General features: G+C 64.5%; 21 protein-coding genes. 8 read left to right on the top strand and 13 right to left on the bottom strand.

Annotation, left to right across the window (positions count from 1 at the left end):
* Positions 1–42: 42 nt before the first annotated feature.
* Positions 43–2,718, top strand: coding sequence for a TonB-dependent receptor (locus tag SC1_RS16900; protein WP_083435970.1), 2,676 nt, complete (start codon positions 43–45; stop codon positions 2,716–2,718).
* An 18-nt stretch (positions 2,719–2,736) separates the two neighbouring features.
* Here SC1_RS16900 and SC1_RS16905 read toward each other — a convergent pair whose 3' ends face one another.
* Complete coding sequence (locus SC1_RS16905; protein ID WP_062185290.1) at positions 2,737–3,597, bottom strand: helix-turn-helix domain-containing protein; 861 nt, start codon at positions 3,595–3,597, stop codon at positions 2,737–2,739.
* A gap of 121 nt (positions 3,598–3,718) precedes the next feature.
* Here SC1_RS16905 and SC1_RS16910 point away from each other — a divergent pair, with 121 nt between their 5' ends.
* Positions 3,719–4,492, top strand: coding sequence for an SDR family oxidoreductase (locus tag SC1_RS16910; RefSeq protein ID WP_062185293.1), 774 nt, complete (start codon positions 3,719–3,721; stop codon positions 4,490–4,492).
* A gap of 137 nt (positions 4,493–4,629) precedes the next feature.
* Positions 4,630–5,826: a low temperature requirement protein A gene (locus SC1_RS16915; protein ID WP_062185295.1), complete on the top strand. Its 1,197-nt coding sequence runs from the start codon at positions 4,630–4,632 to the stop codon at positions 5,824–5,826.
* 37 nt (positions 5,827–5,863) lie between these two features.
* Here the strand turns inward: SC1_RS16915 and SC1_RS16920 are convergent, their stop codons facing one another.
* The 9 genes from SC1_RS16920 to SC1_RS16960 all read right to left on the bottom strand — a co-directional run bounded on the left by SC1_RS16920 (position 5,864) and on the right by SC1_RS16960 (position 16,207).
* Positions 5,864–6,346, bottom strand: a complete 483-nt coding sequence (locus SC1_RS16920; RefSeq protein ID WP_152682478.1) for a hypothetical protein — start codon at positions 6,344–6,346, stop codon at positions 5,864–5,866.
* A 76-nt stretch (positions 6,347–6,422) separates the two neighbouring features.
* Positions 6,423–7,460: a hypothetical protein gene (locus SC1_RS22290; protein ID WP_062185301.1), complete on the bottom strand. Its 1,038-nt coding sequence runs from the start codon at positions 7,458–7,460 to the stop codon at positions 6,423–6,425.
* 170 nt (positions 7,461–7,630) lie between these two features.
* Entirely contained in the window at positions 7,631–9,988 is a 2,358-nt protein-coding gene (locus tag SC1_RS16930) for an AMP-binding protein (RefSeq protein ID WP_238586757.1), read from the bottom strand.
* Positions 9,989–10,482: 494 nt separating this feature from the next.
* Positions 10,483–11,028 carry an rRNA large subunit pseudouridine synthase E gene (locus tag SC1_RS16935; protein WP_062185306.1) on the bottom strand — a complete coding sequence of 182 codons (546 nt, stop codon included), beginning with the start codon at positions 11,026–11,028 and terminating at the stop codon, positions 10,483–10,485.
* A gap of 114 nt (positions 11,029–11,142) precedes the next feature.
* The gene (gene typA, locus SC1_RS16940; RefSeq protein ID WP_062185309.1) at positions 11,143–12,975 is read right to left on the bottom strand and encodes a translational GTPase TypA; all 1,833 of its coding nucleotides are present in this window, start codon (positions 12,973–12,975) and stop codon (positions 11,143–11,145) included.
* A 113-nt stretch (positions 12,976–13,088) separates the two neighbouring features.
* On the bottom strand, positions 13,089–13,700 hold the full coding sequence (locus SC1_RS16945) for a D-Ala-D-Ala carboxypeptidase family metallohydrolase (RefSeq protein ID WP_062185313.1): 612 nt from the start codon (positions 13,698–13,700) through the stop codon (positions 13,089–13,091).
* Complete coding sequence (locus tag SC1_RS16950; RefSeq protein WP_062185316.1) at positions 13,697–14,503, bottom strand: hypothetical protein; 807 nt, start codon at positions 14,501–14,503, stop codon at positions 13,697–13,699. The genes SC1_RS16945 and SC1_RS16950 overlap by 4 nt, the downstream gene beginning before the upstream one ends.
* A gap of 68 nt (positions 14,504–14,571) precedes the next feature.
* Positions 14,572–15,492, bottom strand: coding sequence for a lipopolysaccharide assembly protein LapB (locus SC1_RS16955; protein ID WP_062185319.1), 921 nt, complete (start codon positions 15,490–15,492; stop codon positions 14,572–14,574).
* 64 nt (positions 15,493–15,556) lie between these two features.
* The gene (locus tag SC1_RS16960; RefSeq protein ID WP_062185322.1) at positions 15,557–16,207 is read right to left on the bottom strand and encodes a 5'-methylthioadenosine/S-adenosylhomocysteine nucleosidase; all 651 of its coding nucleotides are present in this window, start codon (positions 16,205–16,207) and stop codon (positions 15,557–15,559) included.
* Here SC1_RS16960 and SC1_RS16965 point away from each other — a divergent pair.
* The 5 genes from SC1_RS16965 (at position 16,206) to SC1_RS16985 (ending at position 21,693) form a co-directional block, all read left to right on the top strand.
* Positions 16,206–17,240: a bile acid:sodium symporter family protein gene (locus SC1_RS16965; protein WP_238586758.1), complete on the top strand. Its 1,035-nt coding sequence runs from the start codon at positions 16,206–16,208 to the stop codon at positions 17,238–17,240. The two genes, SC1_RS16960 and SC1_RS16965, sit on opposite strands and share 2 nt — an antisense overlap.
* A gap of 51 nt (positions 17,241–17,291) precedes the next feature.
* Positions 17,292–18,509, top strand: coding sequence for a toxic anion resistance protein (locus SC1_RS16970; RefSeq protein ID WP_062185324.1), 1,218 nt, complete (start codon positions 17,292–17,294; stop codon positions 18,507–18,509).
* An 8-nt stretch (positions 18,510–18,517) separates the two neighbouring features.
* On the top strand, positions 18,518–19,237 hold the full coding sequence (locus SC1_RS16975; RefSeq protein ID WP_062185327.1) for a hypothetical protein: 720 nt from the start codon (positions 18,518–18,520) through the stop codon (positions 19,235–19,237).
* 54 nt (positions 19,238–19,291) lie between these two features.
* Positions 19,292–19,918, top strand: coding sequence for a YqiJ family protein (locus SC1_RS16980; RefSeq protein ID WP_062185329.1), 627 nt, complete (start codon positions 19,292–19,294; stop codon positions 19,916–19,918).
* 62 nt (positions 19,919–19,980) lie between these two features.
* The gene (locus SC1_RS16985) at positions 19,981–21,693 is read left to right on the top strand and encodes a flotillin family protein (RefSeq protein WP_062185332.1); all 1,713 of its coding nucleotides are present in this window, start codon (positions 19,981–19,983) and stop codon (positions 21,691–21,693) included.
* 18 nt (positions 21,694–21,711) lie between these two features.
* On the opposite strand, the gene SC1_RS16990 is transcribed toward SC1_RS16985, so the two are convergent.
* From SC1_RS16990 to SC1_RS17000, 3 genes are read right to left on the bottom strand one after another with little or no spacing between them, the layout of a single operon-like run.
* Complete coding sequence (locus SC1_RS16990; RefSeq protein ID WP_062185335.1) at positions 21,712–22,035, bottom strand: hypothetical protein; 324 nt, start codon at positions 22,033–22,035, stop codon at positions 21,712–21,714.
* Positions 22,032–22,619, bottom strand: a complete 588-nt coding sequence (locus tag SC1_RS16995; RefSeq protein ID WP_238586759.1) for an RNA polymerase sigma factor — start codon at positions 22,617–22,619, stop codon at positions 22,032–22,034. Before SC1_RS16995 ends, SC1_RS16990 begins: the two co-directional genes overlap by 4 nt.
* Positions 22,564–23,169: a hypothetical protein gene (locus SC1_RS17000; RefSeq protein ID WP_062185340.1), complete on the bottom strand. Its 606-nt coding sequence runs from the start codon at positions 23,167–23,169 to the stop codon at positions 22,564–22,566. Before SC1_RS17000 ends, SC1_RS16995 begins: the two co-directional genes overlap by 56 nt.
* Positions 23,170–23,233 lie beyond the last annotated feature (64 nt).

Genomic DNA, 23,233 nt, shown 5'->3' on the forward strand with positions numbered 1-23,233 from the left:
AGAGCAATAATTGATTTTTGAACTTTTGGAGGGAGACTTAACATGACCAATGCAAGATATCTGCTCGCTTCGGCCAGCATTGGTGCATTGCTTTTTGCCGCCAGCGCAGCCCACGCCCAGGCGCCCGCCCCGGCCCCCGCCGATGCGGCGGAAAGCGAAATCGTCGTCACCGGCATCCGCGGCTCGATCCGCGAAGCGATTGATGCAAAGCGCGACCTCGCGGTCATCGCCGACGTCGTGACCGCCGAGGATGTCGGCAAATTCCCCGACAAGAATGTCGCCGAAGCGCTCCAGCGCGTTCCCGGCATCGTCGTCAACCGCGAGTTCGGCGAAGGCGAGCGCGTCTCGCTGCGCGGCACCGCGCCGAACCTCACCAAGACTCTCCTCAACGGCCACAGCGTCGCGACCGCCGACTGGTTTATCCTCGATCAGGTCGCCTCGACGCGCAGCTTCAACTATCTGACCCTGCCCGCCGAGATCATCGGCCGTCTCGAAGTGTACAAGAGCCCGCAGGCCGATGTCGAAGAAGGCGGCGTCGGCGGCACGATCAACGTCATCACGCGCAACCCGCTCGACCTCGACCCGCTCACCCTCTCGGCCTCGGCGCAGGCCGCCTATTCGGACCTGTCGGGCAAGGTCGACCCGCAGGTCTCCGGCCTCATCAGTTGGAAGAATGCGGATGAGACCTTCGGCGTCCTCGTCGGCGCCATCTATCAGAAGCGCCGCACGCGCCGCGACGGGCTCGAAATCTTCGGCTACCGTTCCTTCCCCGTCGGCGGCGGACAGAGCGCGCTCGTCCCGACGCTGATCGGTTCGACGATGTTCGAACAGGATCGCGAACGCTATGGCGCCAATGTCGGGATCCAGTTCCGTCCGTCGGACGAGCTCGAGATCAACATCACCGGCCTTTATTCGCGCTTCAACGCCGACAACTTCAACCAGAATTATATCGCATGGGGCGAGCAGGCGCTCGCCGGCGGCGGCACCATCAGCAATGCCGTGGTCCGCGACGGCGTCGCGGTCTCGGGCAATATCGCGTCGGCCACAGGCGGCACGACGGGCTTCGGTGTCGTCTATGACGCGATCGACCGCCAAGCGGTCGCCAAGACCGTCTCGGCCGACTTCGATTTGACCTACCGCCCGACCGACAGTCTGTCGGTGCATTTCAAGGCCGGTTGGACCAAGGCGAACGGCGACACGAGCAACGAGAATTTCATCGAATTCGCCGGCCCCGGCGCGTTCAGCTATGACCTCACCAGCGGCCGCCCCGAAGTCAGCTTCTCGAACCCCAACCCCCTCAACCCGCTCGGCATCCGCCCCGACTTTGCGCGTATCCAGTCGGTCACCAACGACGATGAGGAGAAATATTTCTACCTCGACGTCGAAAAACAGGTCGAATGGGGTCCGCTCACCGCGCTCAAATTCGGGGTCAAATATACCGACCACGACCGCGTCGCCGAACGTTTCGCCACCAACGGCGGCGTCTTCACCCCCGGCCTGCGCTGCAATGGCGCCCCATGCACCTCGGCCGACTTCGCGACCGGCAGCGGCATGCCCGGCGACTTCCTCGACAATATCGCAGCGCCCGGCACGCTGACCGACTATTGGCGCGTCGATCCGGCGAAGCTGCGGGCCATCTATGGCGCATCGACGTCACCCTCAAACGACCGCTTCCTCGTCCCCGGCAACACCTATTCGATCAACGAAAAGGCCTGGGGCGGCTACGGTCTCGCCAAATTCGGCGGCGAAGGCTGGCGCGGCAATGTCGGCGTGCGCGTGATCACGACCGACCAGACGTCCGAAGGCTATATCATCGGCGGCGCGAACCCCCAGTTCACCAACCCGTTCGGCGGCTTCACCCCGTCGACCGCGAAGCGATCGTACACCGACATATTGCCGAGCGCGAACCTCTCGGTCGATCTCTCGCCGCAGGTCGTGCTGCGCTTCGCCGCGGGCAAGACGGTTACGCGTCCCGACTTCGTCGACATCACCCCCGGCGTCGACCTCAACGGCACGTTGCTGACGGGCCGCGGCGGCGATCCGAACCTCGATCCGTATCGCGCCAACCAATATGACCTGTCGATCGAATGGTATCCCGACCGCGAGACGATCGTCGCGCTCGCCGCCTTCTACAAGGATATCCAGTCGTACATCGTCAACACGACCTCGACCGAAATCCTGCCGGGCGTGTTCGTGCCGGGGTCGCAGCCCGCGGGCTGCGTCGCGGCGGGTGGCGGCAATCCCAACCTGTTCAACTGCCCCTATCAGATCAACCGTCGCAGCAACGGCGACGGCGGACGCAACCAGGGCTTTGAATTCCAGGTGTCGCGTCCGATCTGGGGCGGCTTTGGCGCGGTGGTGAACTACACCTACTCCGACGCCAAGGCGAATAATGGCGACCCGATCCCGGGCAATTCGAAGCACTCGCTCAACCTGACGGGCTATTATGAGAATGACCTGATCAGCGCGCGGCTCTCGTACAACTACCGGTCGAAATTCTTCATCGATATCGACCGCGCGGCGCCGCTCAATCAGGCCGCACTGTCGTCGCTCGACGCGTCGGTCAGCGTGAACATCACCGACAATATCGCGCTCACCGCCGACGCGATCAACCTGACCAACGAGAAGATCGAGCAATATTCGGGCACCCGCGACCGCCCGCGCGCGATCTATGACAATGGTCGTCAATTCTATGTCGGCGCGCGCCTGAAGTTCTGACGCGCCGAACCGCCCGCGCTATCGTGCTGCGGCACGATAGCGCGACGGCGGCACCCCGAAGCGCCGCGCAAAGGCGGTCGCGAAATGGCTCGGCGAGGCAAAGCCCGTCGCCAGCGCCACCTCGGTCACCGGCTCCGCGCCATACCATAGCAACCGCGCCGCCTCGTCGAGCCGCGCGCGCATTACATATTGCCAGGGCGACACACCGAACGCGTCGCGAAAGGCACCGGTGAAGCCCCGCTCATCCATTCCGACCAGCGCCGCGAACGCAGCAAGGCTATGCTCCGCATCGAGCTGCCCGCGGATCGCATCGACCAGCCGGTTGCGATCCGATGCCGACAACGCCCGCCGCATGGGCCGCGGATCGCGATGCCCATAGCGATGAAACAAATGCCGTTCGAGCGCATCACCGACCTCGTGCGACGCCGTCCGCGCCAGATCATCATCCGCTTCGCGTACCAGCTCGAACAATCGCGCCGCCGCGTCGAAGAGAAACGGATCGCGATGCCGTACCCGCGCCACGAGCGGCGCGTCGGCCAGCAGCGCCGTCGGCACGCTCAGCTCGACAAACTCCGCCCGCTCCCCCTGTGCCAGCGCGGCATAGCGACACGCCGCAGGGATCATCCACACATCGCCGCGCGACGGCAGCACCGGCCCCGACGGCCCCACAGCGAACTCGCACTCCATCCGGTCGAGCCGGCCGCCAAGATGGACGACGATGACATGATGATCTTCCTCGAACGCCCAATCGGTCGGCGCTTCGAGATTTTCGGTGGCGGCGAGCACGCCAAGCTGGCCGATCTGCGCCTGATGCCGCGCGACGACGTCGCGCTCCGATCGCGGCCTGATACCATCCCAGACGGTTGCGGCTTCGGTCAATCACCCACCTTGCGAGCCCCCACGACTCGCCGAGACAATATTCGAAAACTGCGCCGGAATTTGAAAGCGGACAAGATCAAAGCGGCTTAGCCTTGGATAAACAACGACCAAGGAGACCAAAATGGCCGATCACCGCATCAAGGGTAAGACCGTCCTCATCGCCGGCGGCGGCAAGAATTTGGGCGGACTGATCGCGCGCGACCTTGCAGACCAGGGCGCAAAGGCGATCGCGATCCACTACAACAGTCCAGCATCGGCCGCCGAAACCGAAGCGACGCTGGCCGCGATCCGCGCGGCAGGTGCCGAGGCCGTCGCCTTTCAGGCCGACCTCACTTCGGCGGGCGCGATGGAAAAGCTGTTCGCCGACACGATCGCCGCGATCGGCCGCCCCGACATCGCGATCAACACCGTCGGCAAGGTGCTGAAAAAGCCCTTCACCGAAATCAGCGAAGCCGAATATGACGAGATGACCGCGGTCAATTCGAAGACCGCCTTCTTCTTCCTGAAAGAGGCGGGGAAACATGTGAACGACAATGGCAAGGTGTGCACGCTCGTTACCTCCTTGCTCGGCGCCTACACGCCTTTCTATGCCGCCTATGCAGGCACCAAGGCACCGGTCGAGCATTTCACCCGCGCCGCGTCGAAGGAGTTCGGGGCCCGGGGTATTTCAGTCACCGCGATTGGCCCCGGCCCCATGGATACTCCCTTTTTCTACCCTGCAGAGGGCGAGGATGCGCAGGCCTATCACAAGTCGGCCGCCGCGCTTTCGGGCTTCTCGAAGACCGGGCTCACCGACATCGAGGATATCGTGCCGTGGATCCGCCTGCTGGTGTCCGACGGCTGGTGGATGACCGGCCAGACGATCCTCGTCAACGGCGGCTACACGACCAAGTGACCCCTCCCCCGGCGGCCGTCCCTCCGGCCGCCGGACCTATCCCATGGGCCATCTTCCCTTGCCGCCGGGGCAGGGATATTCAGGCCGCGATCCATTCCGAAGGGGAATTTCATGCACGCCAGGCCGGTCACCGCGCAATGACGGCGAAGCGCCACGGCGCCTCCTCTGCCCGCCCGATGCTGCGCGACCGCGACGGTCATCACGCGCGCGTGACCTTCGAAGAATTATTCTTCGATCTCGTCTATGTCTTCGCGGTCACCCAGCTCAGCCACACGCTCCTCCACCACCTCAGCCTCGTCGGCGCGCTCGAAACGCTGATCCTCTGGTTCGCGGTGTGGCTCGGCTGGCAATATACCTGCTGGGTCACCAACTGGTTCGACCCCGAACATCCCCGGCTGCGTAGCTTTCTGTTCGTCCTGATGCTGCTCGCGCTGGTGATGTCCGCCGCAATTCCCGACGCGTTCGGCGACAAGGCGCTGGTCTTTGCCTGCTGTTATGTCGCGATCCAGCTCGGCCGCACGCTCTTCGTGATCTTCGCGCTCGACCGCTCGACCGCGCTTGCCGCGAATTACCGGCGCATGGCCGCGTGGTTCGCCATGTCGGGCTGCTTCTGGATCGCCGGAGCGCTCGCAGGACATGAGGCACGGCTGTTCCTGTGGGCCATCGCGGTCTTCCTCGAATATGTCGCGCCGATGACCGGCTTCGCCTTTCCCGGGCTCGGCCGATCGCGCACGAGCGACTGGACGATCGAAGGCGGCCATTTGGCCGAGCGCTGTCAGTTGTTCGTCATCGTCGCGCTCGGCGAAACCTTGCTCGCGACCGGCGCGACGCTCGCGCGCGGCGAAAGCTGGAGCGGTCCGCTCCTCTCGGCGCTCGGGGCGACCTTCCTCGGCACGCTCGCGCTCTGGTGGCTCTATTTCGGCACCTCGAGCAAGGACGCGACGACAAAGATCACCACGTCCGACGACCCCGGCCGCATCGGCGCCTGGTTCAACTATGTCCACGCGATCCTCGTCGCGGGCATCATCGTCTGCGCGGTCGGCAACGATCTTGCGATGGAGCATCCGGGCGGCCACGCCAGCCTGCCGCAGGTACTGGTGATCGCCGCCGGGCCGATCCTCTATTTGGCCGGCAGCGCGATCTATCGCCGCGTCGTTTATGGCCGCATCCCGGCGTCGCACCTCGCGGGGATCGTCGCGGCGCTCGCCCTCGCTCCCATCGGGCTGAACGCCGACCTGCTCACCATGGGGTGGCTCACGACATTGCTTCTCGCCGCCGTCGCGATCTGGGAAAGCCGGACGCGGCGCGCGGCCCCGGCGATCGAGGGGCGCTAACCGCCAACGCGGCAGCGCCCGGCCGGGTCAGCCGCGCCTATTCACAGCAGCGATCGGGGTCGTCCGAGGCATCGAGCGCGACGAGCAGGCCGATCCCCGCCAGCAGCACGAGCCCGCCGACGACGACCGCCGCGGTCCCCACGTCGGACATGTGACGGCGCCCCTTCCCCGGCGTGGAGCCGCCGGGCGCATAGCGCTGTCCGCCGATCGAAAGCTGCGGGGCCGCCCCGCCCCCGGCAAAGCCGAACTCCAGCCCTTCGCCGATCCGCCATGCAGGCCCTTTGAGCCCCGCGCCGTCGCTCCGCTGCATCGGCGCGACGGTCAGCCCGGCACGAATTTTCCGGTTCTCGTCGCTGCGCGTTCCGCCGAGCGGGATGCGCAGCCGCGCGCCCACGAAGCCGCCCGTCGCGACCGGCCCCGCGCCGTTCAGATGCGCGGGCTCGCGGACCGTCTGCGCATGGAGAGGCGACGCGGCGCACGATAGCAGCGCGAGCGATGCGGCAATCGACTTCATGGTCATAAGATACCCTCCCTGTTCGCGCTTGATCGCCCGCAATTGAGGCCGAAGAATGGCTGAAGTGTCGCGCGGAAAAAGCTTAGCCTTCCGCCGCTTTCGCCTTGCGCGCCTGCCGCCACGACGGTCGCTTCTTCACTTCGGCCACGCCGTCCGAAACCGCAGGCGTCAGCGGCATCGCCGGCACGCGCTCGCCGCGCGCCTCGGCCGCCTCGATCCACGCCAGATAGCCCTCAGGAATATCGTCCCCTGCGCTGACCCAGTCCGCCTCGCCCGCAAAGCGCTGCGCCGGCTCGGCATCGGCTGGGGGCCCTTCGTACATTTGCAGCGGCCCATGATAGGGTATGTCACCCTCGCAGAGCTGGACCAATTCCACGCCCGGATCGTCAATCTGCATCGCAACCGCCTCCTGCCCGCCCTGGTCGGCGGCGGCGATCAGCGCACGCTGGCGTTCGGCGAGCGCCAGCAGCGCCGCACCGATCTCGGCTTCTGCCCGCGCATCGAGCGCCGCCCCCTCGAACCCATCCAGCAGCGCCGCCGCCTCATCCTGCACCGCGGCCGGGTCGCCCGCGCCTGCCGCGCCGCCATGGATCACTGTCCGTACCGTCGTCGTCGAGGCCTCCGCCACCGCGGCCGCCGCCTCCGCGCCAACCTCGCCAGTCCCGGCAACGGCCCCGGCCCGTGTTGAAAAATAGTTGATCGTCGTCCGCTTGCCCCCCGCATCCTGCCCATAATGGCGAAGACAGAACATCAGCAGCGCGTCATTATGTTTGCGCCGAAACCCCATCAGCCTCTCGCCGACGAAGACCGGCACCAGATAGCCGTCGATGGCACGTTCGAACGCGATATCCTTCAGCCGCGCCACCCCGAAATCGAGCGCGGCCTCCCATGCCCGCCGAAAGCTTTCCGCGCCGGGCGCGCGGCGAAGCGTATAACAGTTCGCCTGCGCCATATTGACCATCGCGGCCGCCCGACTGACCGACCCGGTGTCGGCAAGCGCTGCGACAAACGCCCGCTGCCGCTCGGGCGTCCATCCATCGTGCCGATATTTGCGCGGCACCGGCGTAAATTCGGGAAGCGGCGCCCGATCTTCTGCTGCAATAGGTGTCCGGTTCTGCATGATAAGCCCTCCTGTCTGCCAAAACCGGACAGGATATGGCGGGGTAAAATATTGTAGGAAAGGGATTTGTTTATGATTTGTTCTCAATGAACCCGAGGCCCGTCGCGCCCGATATCATGCGCGGCGGCGGCTCGGCTATCCTGCTGCGGTCCATGTCGGCGATCGAGGCGTCAGTGCACCAGCAATCTATCTGGACCGCTCGGCGGGAGCCGGTCACGCTTCCAGTGCGCTCTCGCAAATGTGCGCACCCCTTGATCGGCCCAATTATATATCCGAGCGAAGACGATACCGAAGCCGATCGCGGCAAAAAGGGAAAACCATGGCATCGGCCCGTGGAATAGCCGAATGACCAGCGACTTCACCTGATAGTGGCTGAGATACATGAACATCGACGAAGCGGCGATCTCCGCAACGATCGTTTTTACCCAGGCCGGAACCGATATCTCGGGCACAAAGAGCAATAGCGCTACCCCGCCCGTTATATAGGCGCTCGCCGAAGTGAGGCCGTGGTGCTCGACGACAGCCGCGGTCACGACCACCATGGCAAAAACACGATCCCGCAGATCGCGCACGCTGGCTATCAGCATGCCGGCGCCAACCGTCCATAGATACCAGATCGGGGTGCGGTGGTAGAGATAGTTCGTGTCCCAGACCCTCTCGACCTGCCAGCTTATAATGATGGCAATGATCATGAGGGCCGTGGAACTACCCATCGGATGACTTCGGAACAATTCCCGCACCTTCGGAATCGCCAGCAGCGCTGCGACGATCAGGAGCAACTGCATGTAGATTTCGGCGAAATAATAATATGCGACGTGATATTGTTCGGGGTCGAACCAGTTGGATATCAATAGCGGCGGCTTCGGTTCGAAAGTCCTGGCCCAAAGCTGCATGGCGACGACGACCATGAATGTCGGGATGGCGACCCGCACGATGGTTCCGAAAATTGTGCTGACGTTCCCGGTACGGCTGATTTCCGGCCACTGGAAGCGCATGACGCTATATCCGCACAGCATGAACAGGAAATATGCTGCGCCCCAGTTCTTGCTGTAGACAAAGGTATCCAGATGCAGCGCAACGATACAGATCATGAAGAATGCGCGCGTCAACGTGGCGGATTCCAGCCGGCGCCAGCTATTCGCGCGAACCGGGGTCCTGCACTGTTCCAGCTGCGCGACCGTCAGCGCTTCCCATCCGCTGGGTAGCGGACCAAAACGTTCCTCAAATCGAAGCGAGAAGTGGATATAGCTGAGCGAATCCCCACCCATGGTTTCAAAGCTGTCTTCCGGTCCGACATTCCTGCCGGGGAAAAACTGCCGAAAAAATGCCTGCACATTGTCGGGTATAGGCGCGGCGGCGTGATCGACATCGGGATCGGCTGCGGCCGCCTCGTTCGCCTGGACAAATTCTTCGGTAAGGCTGCGCCGCAACGGTTTGCCGGTTGCCGTCCGTGGAAGCGCCGGCATCACCCTGACGTGCAGGGCGTCTCCAGCGTTCACTCCCATTTCTTTCAGGGCTTTGGCCGCAACGGAATGAAGCCGGTCGGCCGCGAGATCCATCGACTCGGCCGCTACCAGGACCCCTTCTCCGCGAAGGGCGTCGGGTACTTTCGCCACGACGACCTTGCCGCCCAGGCCAAGGCGCTCGGCAATCCGCAATTCGAGCAGGTCCGGGTTGATCTTCACGCCGCCGGTGTTGATCAGATCGTCCGCCCGGCCGTCATAATAGAGATAGCCGTCCTTGATGTGGCCCAGATCGCTGGTTTCCAACCAGCCATCGCGACCGACCAGGTCCGCGAGTTCATCCGCATCGAAGCGCCAGCGGGCGACATGCGGCCCCCGAATCCGGATCCGGCCCGCCGTGGTTATCCCGACCTCGGTCGCGCCAACCGCTTTCCCGACGGATTCAAGATATTCGTCGGGGACCTCCGAGATACGCAGGAAGCTACTGCGGGATGCTTCCGTCAAGCCGTAGTGCTGAACGATCCGGGCATTGGGAAAAAGGTCGCGAACCGCACGTTTCTCTGCGCCCGACATGAATTGCGAACCGATTTCCATCCAGCGCAGCTTCTTGCCGGCATCGCCGATGACATCCGGCGCATTCAGTATAATTCGCAGAAGCGTGGGCACCGCAGAGAGCGAATTGACCTCTCCCGACTGGAGCATGCGAGAAAGTTCGAGGGGATCGAAGCCGCGCGGCGGCAGATAGGCGTGACCGCCGACCGCGCTGATCGCACGAATCCGGCCCATGCCGAAACTATAGGTCGCCGGCACACCGACATATTCGCGGACCTCTGGCGTCAGATCCATCTGATCAATGATCCGGTCCGCCGCATCGGCCAAGTTCGAATAGGTCAGGACGATGCCTTTGGGCTTGCCCTCCGTCCCCGAGGTATAGGTGACCTGCGCCGGTCGATCGTCGCGGATCAGGGGGTGCCGCTCGGTGAACCAGCCAGTTTCCGCATCGGGAATGATGCACCGGTCGATGTCCATCCCGGTCAGGGTCCGCGCGAAGGCCTCGTCGGACACAATGACCAGCGGCTGTCGAGCCTCATTTAGCGCAAACAGATTCTCGATGAATGACAGCGAGTTTCGCGCAACTATCGCGGAGGCCGTTAACTTCGGATCTCTCACCATGCAAACCCTGTACTGACTGCCGAATAGGCGCTTCGACTGAACATGGCACGGAGCGCGCGCCGAAAACGAAGCGCCCCCCAAGCGAGTCTCCATTATGCCAGTGAATGGGGGCCGAAGGTGCTTGGTGAATTCATTTCCGATTTTTCTGAAGGCCATAATCGGCATAATCGACGCAAATCAGGGCAGTTCACCCTTGCCGGCATGGCGCGCAGCGACGTCGAAGCATCCGGCGCGACGAGAGGGTAATGCCCGAGTCTGTGCAGCGCGCGGCACCCTCTCGATTGTCTCCGCAGCCACGAAGCGGGCCGGCGTCAGCAGGCTCAGTATCTGGCAGCTCGGATGGTCGCCGCCGCACTTACACCCATAAGGCCGCTGGGCTGGGCCATTCACCCAATCGCGCGCCAAGCCCCTACCGCCAGATCCCCAATCTCCCACTCCCCGATACGCCAGCGGACCAGCCGCAACGTGGGGAAACCGACTGCGGCAGTCATGCGGCGGACCTGGCGGTTGCGACCTTCGGTAATCGTCAGTTCGATCCAGCAATCGGGCACGCTCTTGCGGTATCGCACCGGCGGGTCGCGATCCCACAATGTCGGCGGATCGATGCGGCGGACGGTCGCGGGGCGCGTCGGGCCGTCGTTGAGTGTGACGCCGCGGCTGAGCGCCTCTAGCGCGGCGGCATCGGGTTCGCCCTCGACCTGCACCAAATAGGTCTTCGGCATCTTGTGCTTCGGCGATGAAATGCGCGCCTGCAACGCTCCGTCGTCGGTCAGGATCAGCAGGCCTTCGCTATCCCGGTCGAGCCGCCCGGCCGGATAGGCGCCGGGGACATCGATATAGTCGGACAGCGTCGCGCGCGCCTCGGGCGTGCCGCGATCGGTGAATTGCGACAGGACGCCATATGGTTTGTTGAACAGGATCAGCCGTCCCAAACTTGCGTCCTCCTGGATGGCGGCAAATCCATTGTAACCGCTCGCGTCGGTGCGAACGGGAAATGGAGCCGAACAAAGAAAAACCGGCGGCCGATAGGGCCGCCGGTCTGTTTCTTACGCCGCTTCCTTCTTGCGCGACGCCTTCTTGCGCTCGTGCGGATCGAGCAGCGCCTTGCGGATGCGGATATTCTTCGGCGTCACCTCGACCATCTCGTCGTCGTCGATATAGGCGATCGCCTGCTCCAGCGTCATGCGGCGCGGCGGGGTCAGGCGGATCGCGTCGTCCTTGCCCGTCGAACGGAAGTTCGTGAGCTGCTTCGACTTCATCGGGTTGACCTCAAGGTCGTCGGGCTTCGCATTCTCGCCGATGATCATGCCCTCATACAGCGCCTCGCCGGGCGAGACGAACAGGATGCCGCGCTCTTCGAGCGGGCCGAGTGCATAGGCAACAGCTTCACCGTTGCCGTTCGAGATGAGGACGCCATTCTTGCGGCCCTCGATCTGGCCCTTGTGCGGGCCATATTTCTCGAACAGGCGGTTCATGATTCCGGTGCCGCGCGTGTCGGACAGGAATTCGCCATGATAACCGATCAGGCCGCGCGAGGGGCCGCTGAAGGTAATACGCGTCTTGCCGCCGCCCGACGGACGCATGTCGGTCAGGTCGGCCTTGCGGATCTGCATCTTCTCGACAACCGTGCCGCTATGCTCGTCATCGACGTCGATGACGACCGTTTCATACGGTTCGGTGCGCTTGCCGGCCTCATCCTCGCCATAGAGGACCTTCGGGCGGCTGATGCCGAGTTCGAAGCCTTCGCGGCGCATCGTTTCGATAAGCACGCCAAGCTGAAGCTCACCGCGGCCCGCAACGTCGAAGCTGTCCTTGTCGGCGCTCTCGGTGATGCGGATCGCGACATTGGTTTCGGCTTCGCGCAGCAGGCGGTCGCGGATCATGCGGCTCGTGACCTTGCTGCCTTCGCGGCCGGCCATCGGGCTGTCGTTCACCGCAAAGCGCATCGACAGCGTCGGCGGATCGATCGGCTGCGCGGCGATCGGCTCGCTGACGCTCGTGTCGGCGATCGTGTTGGCGACGGTCGCCTGCGCGAGGCCCGCGATCGCGACGATGTCGCCCGCCTTGGCTTCTTCGACCGGAACGCGGTCGAGCCCGCGGAACGCGAGCAGCTTCGACGCACGGCCGGTTTCGATGACCTTACCGTCCATGTCGAGCGCGTGGATCGGCTGGTTGACCTTCACCGTGCCCGACTGGACGCGACCGGTCAGGATGCGGCCGATGAAATTGTCACGGTCGAGCAAGGTCGCGAGGAAGGTGAAAGGCGCGTCTTCGTCAAGGCCCGGGGTCGGGACATGGCTGACGATCGTCTTGAACAGCGGCTCCAGCGTGCCCTCGCGCGCTTCCGGGCTTTCGGAGGCATAGCCGCCGCGACCCGAGGCATAAAGGATCGGGAAGTCGAGCTGTTCGTCATTGGCTTCGAGCGCGAGGAAGAGTTCGAACACTTCGTCGAGCACTTCGGCGGCGCGCGCGTCGCTGCGGTCGATCTTGTTGACGACGACGATCGGCTTCAGGCCGAGCGCCAGCGCCTTGCCGGTCACGAACTTGGTCTGCGGCATCGGGCCTTCGGCGGCGTCGACGAGCAGGATGACGCCGTCGACCATGCTGAGAATGCGCTCGACTTCACCACCGAAGTCAGCGTGGCCCGGGGTGTCGACGATGTTGATGCGCGTCTGATCGGCACCTTCGCCCCATTCGACCGAGGTACACTTCGCAAGGATGGTGATCCCGCGTTCCTTTTCGAGATCGTTCGAGTCCATCGCGCGCTCCTCGACGCGCTGGTTGTCGCGAAAGGTGCCCGACTGGCGGAACAGCTGGTCGACGAGAGTCGTCTTGCCATGGTCGACGTGTGCGATAATCGCAATATTGCGCAAAGACATGCGTAGAAAGCCTTGATGGAAGGGGGCAGCGCGCGGAGCGCCGCGAAACGCCGCGCCCCTAACAGAAGTGGTGCTGCGGCGCAACATGATTGCCCGCCACGAAATTCCCGATGTCAGGCACAGGGCGACGAGATGGCGCGATAATCGGCGCCCCAACGCCGGAAACCCGACGTATCGACATGAAAGCGTGTCGCGGCATAGATACCGAGCCCGACGCGTTTTGCGGCGCCGGTGCGCGCATGAAGCGGACAGAGCTTTGCAATAAGAGCGGCCCGATCGAGCTTGCGCTCCGGCATCAGGTCGAGCGCAGCGAAGCGGAGGTGACGGCTCGCCTTCGCACCCCTGAAGCAGCGATTTGCAACCGGATCGCGGTAGCCCGAAACCACCCGCACCGGCCCGACGGCCGGAACTACTTCATCGCGGATATAGCGCAGCGTCGGCACCATCGCGGGCCACATCGACCGCGGCGGAACCGCAAAAGGCTGCGCGTTCGGACAGCGGCGCCAGCGCGCGTCGCTCCGCAATATGTCGCCGAGCGGCAGCACCTCGCCAACGCCCTCGCGGGCGAGATAGGCCTCGATCGCGGCGAGCTCGTGCTTCGCCTTTCCCGCGCCCCAGCCCGCGAACAGATCGCCGTCGGTCACGCGAAAGCTATGGCGGATTGGCGTCGCCAGCAGGAAGGTCAACGCGAGCGCGATCAGGCTAACGACGAGCCAACGCCTCATCGACGCGCCAGCGCTTCGCGAAGCTGCGCCGCGTCGTATAGCGACCGGCCTTCGCCCCGGCGCAGCTTCTGCACCAGTCCCTTGTCGAAGCCGACCTTCCAGCGCCGCAGAGCCGACAGGCCTCCATCTCCGTCGCCGAGCGCCTGCAACGCGCGCGATGCCGACAGGAGTTCGAGGCGGCGCGCCGGATAGCGCTCGGCGATCAGGCCGAGCTGGTGTCGCATCGAAGCGATCGACAGGAGAGTACCAGCATGATCGCCGCGATCGAGCATCAACGCCGCGCTTGCCATGCCGTCGTCGATGGCGCGCAGCTGGTCGTCGACGCTTCGCTCCATAGGGCTATCCGGATCGCATCGCCCGATCGCGCGAACATAGGTTGCGAGGGCATCGAGCATCGCGGGGGTTGGCTCCTCGCCACCGAATTCTTCGACGATCAGATTGCGGATAAAGGGTTCGAGCGCCCGGGCCTGCGCATCGCGCGATATCTTGCCAGGCATGGCGAGGTCGGGGATTTCAACCGGATCGAAGCGGCCGTTGCCGCGCGCGGCGCTGAAAAAGCTGTTCGTAACGTCAGCGGTCCCCGCGCCCGCCGACACGCCAAAGAGGAGGAAATGCGGATTGCCGCGGCCGTTGACGTGGCAGCTCGCACAGCTCAGCCCCGCCTTCGCTGCCTGCCCACCGAGCAGCGTCGGTGCCGCGAACAATGCGCGACCGCTGCGAACGCGCAGTCCTTCGCCCGCAAGGCACACCGATGGCTGTTTCGACAGGAGCGAATATTCGGCGCCCGGCTCTGTCCAACGCAATTGCTCGAACGCGGGCAGTGGATCGGCGCGCGTCGCGCCGAGACACAGGACCAGCGCGGCGAGCGCGATCAGCTGACGGATGACCGCCCCTCCGCGATCCAGCGGCGGAGCTCGTCGACCTCGTGGCAGCCGAAGCCGCAGATGCTCTCGAGCTTGGCGAGATGCGCCCTCGCCCCCGCGATGTCGCCACGTTCGAGCTTCAACTCGCCATAATATTCGAGCGCACCGCGATGCGATGGCGCGATGGCAAGCGCTTCGCGATAATAGGTTTCCGCCGCGTCATAGCGTTTCAGCTTCCTGTTCGCGAAGCCCAGATAGGTGAGCACATCGGGGTGCGGCCCCGCTGCCCACAGCGCCGTATCGAGCTTCGCGATCGCGGCTTCATAATGATGCTCATTGATCAGGCTGACGGCGGCAACATAGGTCGCGTCGAGCGTTGCGGCCGAAGCCAGCCGCACCTCCGGCTCGACCGCATTTTGCGCCTGCGGCCCCGCGGCGACGGCCGCCTCCAGTTTGGCGATCGCGTCAGTGAGCTTCGCCGAATCGGCACACGTGGCCGCGCAGCCTTCCTGCATGGCTTTCAGCGCACCGAGCTGCTCGTCGGCTTTTTCGGCCTTGCCGAGCTTTGCCTGCGCGATGCCGAGATCGCGGCGCGCGTCGATCATCTTGTCGTCATAACGCAGCGCGGTTTCGAGCGGCTTCACCGCGCGCGAAAAATCGCCCTGCGCCATATAGCTCGCGCCGAGCAGATAATTAGCCTGCGGGTTCTTCGGCACCGCCGACACGACCTTTTTGAATGCTTTCGCTGCCTCGTCATATTTGCCCGAGGCGTAGGCGTCGGCGCCCTTCTGATAATCGACCGTCGGGTCGTAACTGCTCTGGCTCGGCGGAGCGCCGCTTCCGCCTCCGCCGCTGCCGGCCGCGAAGGCGATCGGCGCAATAAAAACCGCACAGGCGGCGAGTGTGGCGAACGAAGACCGGTAGCGCATCGCGAGTCTCTCCCTCGGTCGTTGCGGCGCCAGCGTATCACAAGCGCGGTGTGTGCGGAACGGTTCAGATCATTGCGATCAACCGCTCGACCTCGCGCGCCGCGGCCTCCGCCGCGCGGACGAGATTAGCGTGAAAATCGCCCGCGCTGTCATCGTTCGCTTCGTCGGTTACCGCCTTGATCGCTGCCCAGGGCTTGCCCAGCCGTGCCGCGATCTGCGCCACCGCGCCGACTTCCATGTCCACGAGCGTCGCGCCCAGGCTGGCGAGATCCGCCGCGGCATCGGGGCAAGCGACGAAGCTGTCGCCGCTCGCGATCCGCGCGTGCGGCAGACCGAGCCCCGGATCGGCCATCGCCGAAAAATGCGCCTCGCCCGCCTCGCCGATCGGCCATTCGCCCGCGCGGTAGCGACGGAAGAGGCCAGGCTGGCTGGCGCCATAGTCATGCTGCAACGCCTCCGCGATCCAGTAGGCGCCCGGCGCCGCACCGAGCGACCCGCAGGTGCCGGTCATCAGCAGCATATCGGCATCGCTCGCCAGCCCCCCCACACACAGCGCGGCGTTGACCTTGCCAAGCCCACAGGTCGCGATGGTGACATCGTGTCCGGCAACGACCCGCCGCCGTTCGGCGAACAGTCCGCCAACACGGTCGCCGGTGCCGGGAAACAGCGCATCACCCTCTTCGGGCAGCGCGGCGAGGATCAGGATACGGGTCATGCGGCCTCTCTATCGTGTCGCGCGCCCTTGCCAAGCGCGCGTCGTCCCGCCATCGCTGATCGCAATGCTGTCCCGCATCTTCCCCGACCGCTTCGTTCCCATATTGTTTGCGACGATTCTGCTCGCGAGCCTGCTGCCGGTGCACGGCGCGGCGGTGCCGATCGCGAGCGGGCTGTCGACCGCGGCGATCATCTTCCTTTTCTTCCTGAACGGCGTGCGCCTGCCGCGCGACGAAGTGCTGCACGGCATCCGAAACTGGAAGCTGCAGGGCAGCGCGCTTACTTTCTGCTTCGGCTTCATGGGGCTGCTCGGCCTCGCGGCGCAGGCGGCAACCGCGCCGCTGCTCCCCGCCACGCTCGCGCTCGGCTTTCTCTTCCTCGGCATCCTGCCTTCGACCGTCCAGTCGGCAACCGCCGCATCGAGCCTTGCGGGGGGCAATGTCGCGGCGAGCGTTGTCGCGGCGGCGCTGCTCAATCTCAGCGGGGTCGCTCTGTCGCCGCTGCTCTTTGCGCTGCTCGCAGGAGCAGAAGGCGAGATCCATGGCGAGGCGGTGCTTCGTATCGTGTCGATCCTGCTCCTGCCCTTCGTCGCGGGACAGCTCGTCCAGCGCTGGCTGCGTCCATGGGTGCTCGCGCATCGCGGCCTCGCCACCTTCATGGATCGCACCGCCATTGCCATCGCCGTATATGTCGCCTTTTCGGCGGCAGTGGTGGCGGGGATATGGAACCTGCTCGACGGGCGCGAGATTGCCATCGTGTTCGCAGCCGTCGCAGCGCTGCTCGCCTTCTCCTTCGGCGGTGCTTGGGCACTCGGCGGACTGCTGAAGCTCGCGCGCGCCGACCGGATCACGCTGCTATTTTCAGGCGCGCAAAAAAGCATCGCAGTCGGCGCTCCGCTTGCCGCGACGCTTTTCCCACCGGCCATCGCCGGCATGGTGCTTGTTCCGATCCTCGTCTATCACATGGCGCAACTGATCCTGTCCGCGTGGATCGCGCCATTGCTGCGGCCGGGACAAGGTGTGGTGCTTGAATAACACAGATGCGCATGCCATATAGGCATTGGCTTGGGGCTGGAAGGAAGACGAATGAGCGAAGAGAGTGCGACGGCGACCGCGACCGTTACCGACGAGCTGAAACTGACTCCGCCCGATCCCGTCCCGACGGTCGCCCCAGAAAAGGCCGCCGGCCTTGTCCCGCTGTCGACCGACCAGAAGTCGAAGCTCGGCGAACGCGTTGATGGTTTCATCGACGATCTTGTCGCGCAGGACGTCAATTCACCTGCCTTCGGCCAGAAGGTCGACCAGATCACCAACATGGGCCGCAAGGAAATGCTGGAAGCGGCGAGCCATTCGAACCGCTTCCTCGACAGGCCGATCCGCGCAATGGACCGCGACACCGACATCGGCCAGAACCTTATCGAACTGCGCACGACGGTGGAGCGGCTCGACCCGTCGGCGAACGGCAAGCTGATCTCGAAGCGCGGTTTTCTTGACAAAATCTTCGGCGGCAAGATCAACAATTATTTCGCGCAATATCGCAGCGCACAGACACATATCGGCGGAATCCTGACCGCGCTTGCCAATGGCAAGGACGAGTTGCTGATGGACAATGCAGCGATCGACGTCGAGCGCCGCAAGATGTGGGAGTCGATGGGCAAGCTGGAACAGATGGTCCACATCGCCCAGACGCTCGACGAGAAGCTCGAAGCCAAGGCAAACGAACTCGACGGCGTCGACCCCGCGAAGGCGAAGGTGCTGCGCGAGAATGCGCTTTTCTACGCGCGCCAACGGACGCAGGATTTGCTGACGCAGATGGCGGTGACGGTGCAGGGCTATCTCGCGCTCGACCTTGTGAAAAAGAACAACGTCGAGCTGGTGAAGGGCGTCGACCGCGCCTCGACCACCACCGTCGGCGCACTGAAAACCGCGATTACCGTCGCGCAGGCGATGACGAACCAGAAACTGGTGCTCGAACAGATCACCGCGTTGAACACCACCACCGCGAACATCATCGACGGCACGTCGAAGATGCTCAAGGACAATACCGCGCGCATCCACGAACAGGCGGCGTCGAGCACGATCCCGATGGAAACGCTGCAGCGCGCTTTTCAGAACATCTATGACACTATGGACGCGATCGACACCTTCAAGCTGAAGGCGCTCGACAGCATGAAGACGACTGTCACCACGCTCGAGGGCGAAGTCGCAAAGTCGAAGGGCTATATCGCGCGTGCCGAGGGCGCGAGCCAGGCGCAGGCCAGCGTCGGCGGCGCCGACAGTCCGCTCGCCGCGCTCGAAGGCTAAGGCAAAAGATGAGCATGAGCGAAGTCGACAAGATCCGCATTTCGGCCGCTTCGGCGATCGAACGGTCGCGCGAACGCCGCCGTCCGATCGGAACCAAGAGCGTCGCGCTGCGCCGCCAGCATCTCTACAAAAAACTGGGCCGTGTGCTGATCGCCGGCGGGATCGTGCTGATCGGGGCGGCGGTGTTCGGCGCGCTGATCCAGCCGCTCGGCTTCACCGGGCTGCTCGCGCTGTTCATCCTCCTGATCGGCGTCGCGGTGCTGTTCGGCCGCTCGCCCTTCCCCGAACCGCGCCAGGCTGACCTTCCCAAGACCGACCTCAAGCAGCTTGCGGGCCGCACCGAAATCTGGCTTGAGGCGCAGCGCCCCGCGCTCCCCGCTCCCGCACGCCAGCTCGTCGACGGTATCGGCGTCCAGCTCGATCTGCTCGCGCCGCAACTCCAGACGCTCGACGCATCGAGCCCCGCCGCGGCGAATATCCGCAAGCTCGTCGGCGAGGATCTGCCAGAACTCGTTGCTGGTTATCAGCGCATCCCCGCCGGCCTTCGCACCGAAGCGCATGCGGGCCGAACTCCCGACGAAACGCTCGTCGGCGGGCTCAAGACGCTCGAAAGCGAGATCGGCCATGCCGCGCGCAGTCTTGCCGCGGGCGAACTCGACAAACTCGCAACGCGCGAACGCTATCTCCAGCTCAAATATCAGGGACTTGAGGGCGAAGACCCGGCGTAAAACCGTCCGCGGCACCGCTTGCCAAGTGGAGCACGCACGGTCACATAGACACTGATGTTCGACCAGTTTCTTGCACCCGAAAATATCGTCTTCAGTTCGGCGCTTTTGCTGATGCTGTTGATAGGCGTCGTGCAGGCGATCGGGCTCGCGGGTGATATCGACGCCGACATGCACGGCGATACCGACGGCGACATCGGCTTTGCAGATACGCTACTCGCCTGGGCCGGGATTGGCCGCGTGCCGTTCCTGATGTGGCTGGTAATCTTTCTCGCACTCTTCGGTGCACTCGGGCTTGGGCTGCAACAACTGATGACCGCGCTAACCGGGGGACCGGGGACCAACCTGCTGATGGTACCCCTGACCGCCGTCGCTGCGCTCCCCGTCGCCGGCGGCGCGGCGCGCCTTGTCGCGCGCATTCTTCCCGGTCTCGAAACCACGGCGATCGAACGCGACGATTTGGTCGGGCTCTATGCCGAGATCAGCATCGGAACCGCCCGCGTCGGGCATCCTGCGCGCGCGCGCGTCACCGATCCACACGGACAGCCGCACCAGATCATGGTCGAGCCCGACAGCGCCGATCAGGTTTTCCAGACCGGCGAGAGCGTGCTGCTCGTAAAGCGCGAAGGCGATATATTCAAAGGCTTTACCCGAGGCGATTTCTATTTACCGCGGCTCGACTGACTCTAATATCCGTGCGGGGGCTTCCAATCACGGAGGCACGAATCGACAGCAACGGGTGGTCCATGATTGAAATTGCTATTTACGCCGGCATCGGGCTTGCCGCGCTCCTGATATTGGGATTGATTGTCACGCGGCTTTATCATCGCGCGACCAAGGAAATTGCGTTTGTCCGCACCGGATTTCGCGGCGAGCGCGTGATCATGAACGGCGGCGCGCTCGTCCTCCCCGTGCTCCACGAAACGATGCCGGTGAACATGAACACCGTGCGGCTTGCGGTCGAGCGCAAGAATGTCGACGCGCTGATCACGCTCGACCGCCTGCGCATTGACGTGAAGGCCGAATTCTACGTGCGCGTCCGGCCTGACGCCGGCTCGATCGCGATGGCCGCGCAGACGCTGGGCCTCCGCACGATGAACCCCGAGGCGCTCAAGGATCTGGTCGAAGGCAAGTTCGTCGACGCGCTGCGTTCGGTCGCTGCGGGCATGACGATGAACCAACTTCACGAACAGCGCGCCGATTTCGTCCAAAAGGTGCAGCAGGTCAGCTCGAACGACCTGTCGATGAACGGTCTTGAACTCGAATCTGTGTCGCTGACCGGGCTCGATCAGACGTCGATCGAGCATTTCAACGCCAACAACGCCTTCGACGCCGAGGGTCTGACCAAGCTGACGGAGCAGATCGAGCTGCGCAAGAAGGCGCGCAACGACATCGAACAGGACACCCGCGTCCAGATCGAGACGAAGAATTTGGAGGCCGACAAGCGCAGCTTCGAAATTTCGCGCGACAACGAGTTCGCTCGTCTCGAACAGGAACGCGAGGTCGAGATGCGCCGCGCGGCGCAGGCGGCCGAAATTGCGCGCGAACAGGCGCAGCGCAATCAAGAGGCCGACAATGCGCGCATTCAGGCGAAGCAACTCGTCGACGCCAAGCAGATCGAGGCGGACCGCGCGATCGAGGAAGCGCGCATCGCGCAGGAACAGGCCATCGAACTCGCCCGGCAGGAACAGCAGATCCTGATCCAGAACAAGAGCCGCGAGGAAAGTCAGGCGCGCGGCGAAGCCGACGCCGCGCGCGCCATCGCGGTTGCTGCTGAGGAACAGGTTGCCACCGCGCGCGAAACCGAGGTGGCCGAGCGTTCGAAGCGCATCGAATTGATTGAGGCCGCCAAGGAAGCCGAACGGCAGGCGATTTCGGTCAAGGTCGAGGCCGAGGCCGAAAAGGAAGCTGCAGCGAACCGTGCCGCGGCTCTCCGCCTCGAAGCCGAAGGCCAGGCCGAAGCCGAAAAGCTGCGCGCCGAGGCCGCGCGCATCCGTTTCGAGGTCGAGGCCGCGGGCCAACGCGCAATCAACGAGGCGGCGAACCTTCTGTCGTCGAACCAGATTTCGCTCCAGACCAAGATGGCGCTGCTCAAGGTGCTGCCCGAGGTCGTGCGCGAAGCCGCGAAGCCGATGGAAGCGATCGATTCGATCAAGATCATCCAGGTCGACGGGATCAACCAGAGCGGCGGCGGTGCCTCGACCAACGGCGCGAACGGCGATGGCGGCAACCTCGCCAGCAATGCGGTGTCGGCGGCGCTCGCTTATCGCGCGCAGGCGCCGGTGATCGATAGCCTGATGAAAGAACTCGGCTTCGACGGCGGATCGCTCGATGCCTTGGTCAAGGGCGCTGCGGCGCTCGATCCCGTCGCGCAGCCCGCGATCGCGGCGGCACCGCGCGGACGCAAGCCGCGTTCGGACGCGCCGCTCGCGAGCGAAGCCGAAGACAGCGACGCCTGATCGGGCGGCTGGCGCTAGTCAGGTCTGGCGCCAGCGCTGTGTCCCGAACCAAAGCAGAAGGATGAGCAGCAGAGGCGGCGCGAGGCCCCACTGGGTGCTACCGACGAGCGGGGCGAGCATCGGCGCCGACGACAGCAGCCACAGCGCTGCAAGCAGCGCACCGATCGCAAGCGCCTCGAACGCGAAGCTTCGCCAGAAGCGCCGGCGCGCCCGCGCATAGGCGGCCTGCGCGTCGATCGCGCGCTCGACGCCGATCGCAAAGCCGCGATCGCCCGGCCGCGCGGATGGCGCCAGCAGCGCAGCGAGCATCGCGTCGATGTTCTGATCGTTCGGGCTCGTCATGCGTCCGTTCCTTCGCCGATCATCTTCTGCGCCTTTGCGCGCCCGCGCAAGACGAGCGATTTGAGCGTCCCCAATGGCAAACCCATGATCGTGGCCGCCTCGCCGTGCGACCAGCCATGGCCAAAGCATAAGGTGAGCGCGGCTCGTTCCTGTGGAGACAACGCCCCGAGCAGCCGGTCGGCGTCGATCGCCGCATCACTCGCCGGGCGCGGGTCGGTCGCAGTCGCCCCCTCCTCGCCCGCCGCCAACGCATCGCGCCGCCGCGTGGTCCGCCGTTGGTCGAGGAATAGCCGCCAGCCGATCCCCATGATCCAGGCCGCGTAGCTCCCCTGCCCCCGATATTCGCCCGCGCGTTGCCAGGCGCGCACGAAAGCTTCCTGCGCCAGATCGTCGGCGTCGCATCCGGCAGCGCGGGACAGAAAGGCACGCAATCGCCCTTCGTGCCGCAGCACGAGGAGCTGAAAAGCTGCGCGATCTCCCCCGACGACACGCTGGTTGAGGGCCCAATCTTCTTCGGCGCATCCCTCATCACGCAGCGGTGCGCTCCTCGGCAGCCGCGGCGCGCGCAAGGCGGCGACGGACAAGGAGCGCGATGCCGACGAATATGGGGAAAAGCGCAGCGCCGGCCGAGGTCCGGATCAACTGCTCATGCCCCTGGATCAGCCCGAAACCGGCCATCGCAAGGCCGATGGCCAGCAACACGAGCGCGTTGCGGTCGTCTCCGCCGTTGGTGTTTTCTCTGCCGCTCTGCCAACCCAGATGTTCATAGGGCTTGTTGAGCTTGTCGATCAGCGGGCTGACCGCGTCCGATTTCGCGTCGAGCGCACGGCGGATCGAGCGATGCAGCATCCATGCATGGAGCAACCGTGCGAGCAGGAAAAAGCCGACGACGAACAACGCGACCATCGTGATATTTTCGAGCCAGCCGAAGAAATTGTTGCTGATTGCGACCAATTCGGTGGTTGGAGGCGGCGGCGGCAGGAACGACGCTATGTCACGCGGGTCGATATAGGCAGCGACGTCGGCCGGGCTGATCGATTGCGCCCCGGTAACGGGAACCGTCACCGTTGCCGCAGGCGCCGCCGCTGCGGGCGCGGCGGTGGCGACAGCGGCCGTCGTGATCATCAGGTCCATCGAAATCTCTCTCCTTCATGCCGCTATGGCATGGTGAAACCACAGGCGACGGCTCCCGGCAAGG

Origin of the sequence: Sphingopyxis sp. C-1 (assembly GCF_001047015.1) — a bacterium.
Taxonomy (GTDB): domain Bacteria; phylum Pseudomonadota; class Alphaproteobacteria; order Sphingomonadales; family Sphingomonadaceae; genus Sphingopyxis.

Bases quoted from the DNA above. Each gene is read 5' to 3' on its own strand.
- SC1_RS16900 (WP_083435970.1), top strand. From the start codon at position 43: ATGACCAATGCAAGATATCTGCTCGCTTCGGCCAGCATTGGTGCATTG.
- SC1_RS16910 (WP_062185293.1), top strand. From the start codon at position 3,719: ATGGCCGATCACCGCATCAAGGGTAAGACCGTCCTCATCGCCGGCGGC.
- SC1_RS16915 (WP_062185295.1), top strand. From the start codon at position 4,630: ATGACGGCGAAGCGCCACGGCGCCTCCTCTGCCCGCCCGATGCTGCGC.
- SC1_RS16920 (WP_152682478.1), bottom strand. From the start codon at position 6,346: ATGACCATGAAGTCGATTGCCGCATCGCTCGCGCTGCTATCGTGCGCC.
- SC1_RS22290 (WP_062185301.1), bottom strand. From the start codon at position 7,460: ATGCAGAACCGGACACCTATTGCAGCAGAAGATCGGGCGCCGCTTCCC.
- typA (WP_062185309.1), bottom strand. From the start codon at position 12,975: ATGTCTTTGCGCAATATTGCGATTATCGCACACGTCGACCATGGCAAG.
- SC1_RS16945 (WP_062185313.1), bottom strand. From the start codon at position 13,700: ATGAGGCGTTGGCTCGTCGTTAGCCTGATCGCGCTCGCGTTGACCTTC.
- SC1_RS16955 (WP_062185319.1), bottom strand. From the start codon at position 15,492: ATGCGCTACCGGTCTTCGTTCGCCACACTCGCCGCCTGTGCGGTTTTT.
- SC1_RS16965 (WP_238586758.1), top strand. From the start codon at position 16,206: ATGCGGCCTCTCTATCGTGTCGCGCGCCCTTGCCAAGCGCGCGTCGTC.
- SC1_RS16960 (WP_062185322.1), bottom strand. From the start codon at position 16,207: ATGACCCGTATCCTGATCCTCGCCGCGCTGCCCGAAGAGGGTGATGCG.
- SC1_RS16970 (WP_062185324.1), top strand. From the start codon at position 17,292: ATGAGCGAAGAGAGTGCGACGGCGACCGCGACCGTTACCGACGAGCTG.
- SC1_RS16975 (WP_062185327.1), top strand. From the start codon at position 18,518: ATGAGCATGAGCGAAGTCGACAAGATCCGCATTTCGGCCGCTTCGGCG.
- SC1_RS16980 (WP_062185329.1), top strand. From the start codon at position 19,292: ATGTTCGACCAGTTTCTTGCACCCGAAAATATCGTCTTCAGTTCGGCG.
- SC1_RS16985 (WP_062185332.1), top strand. From the start codon at position 19,981: ATGATTGAAATTGCTATTTACGCCGGCATCGGGCTTGCCGCGCTCCTG.
- SC1_RS16990 (WP_062185335.1), bottom strand. From the start codon at position 22,035: ATGACGAGCCCGAACGATCAGAACATCGACGCGATGCTCGCTGCGCTG.
- SC1_RS17000 (WP_062185340.1), bottom strand. From the start codon at position 23,169: ATGGACCTGATGATCACGACGGCCGCTGTCGCCACCGCCGCGCCCGCA.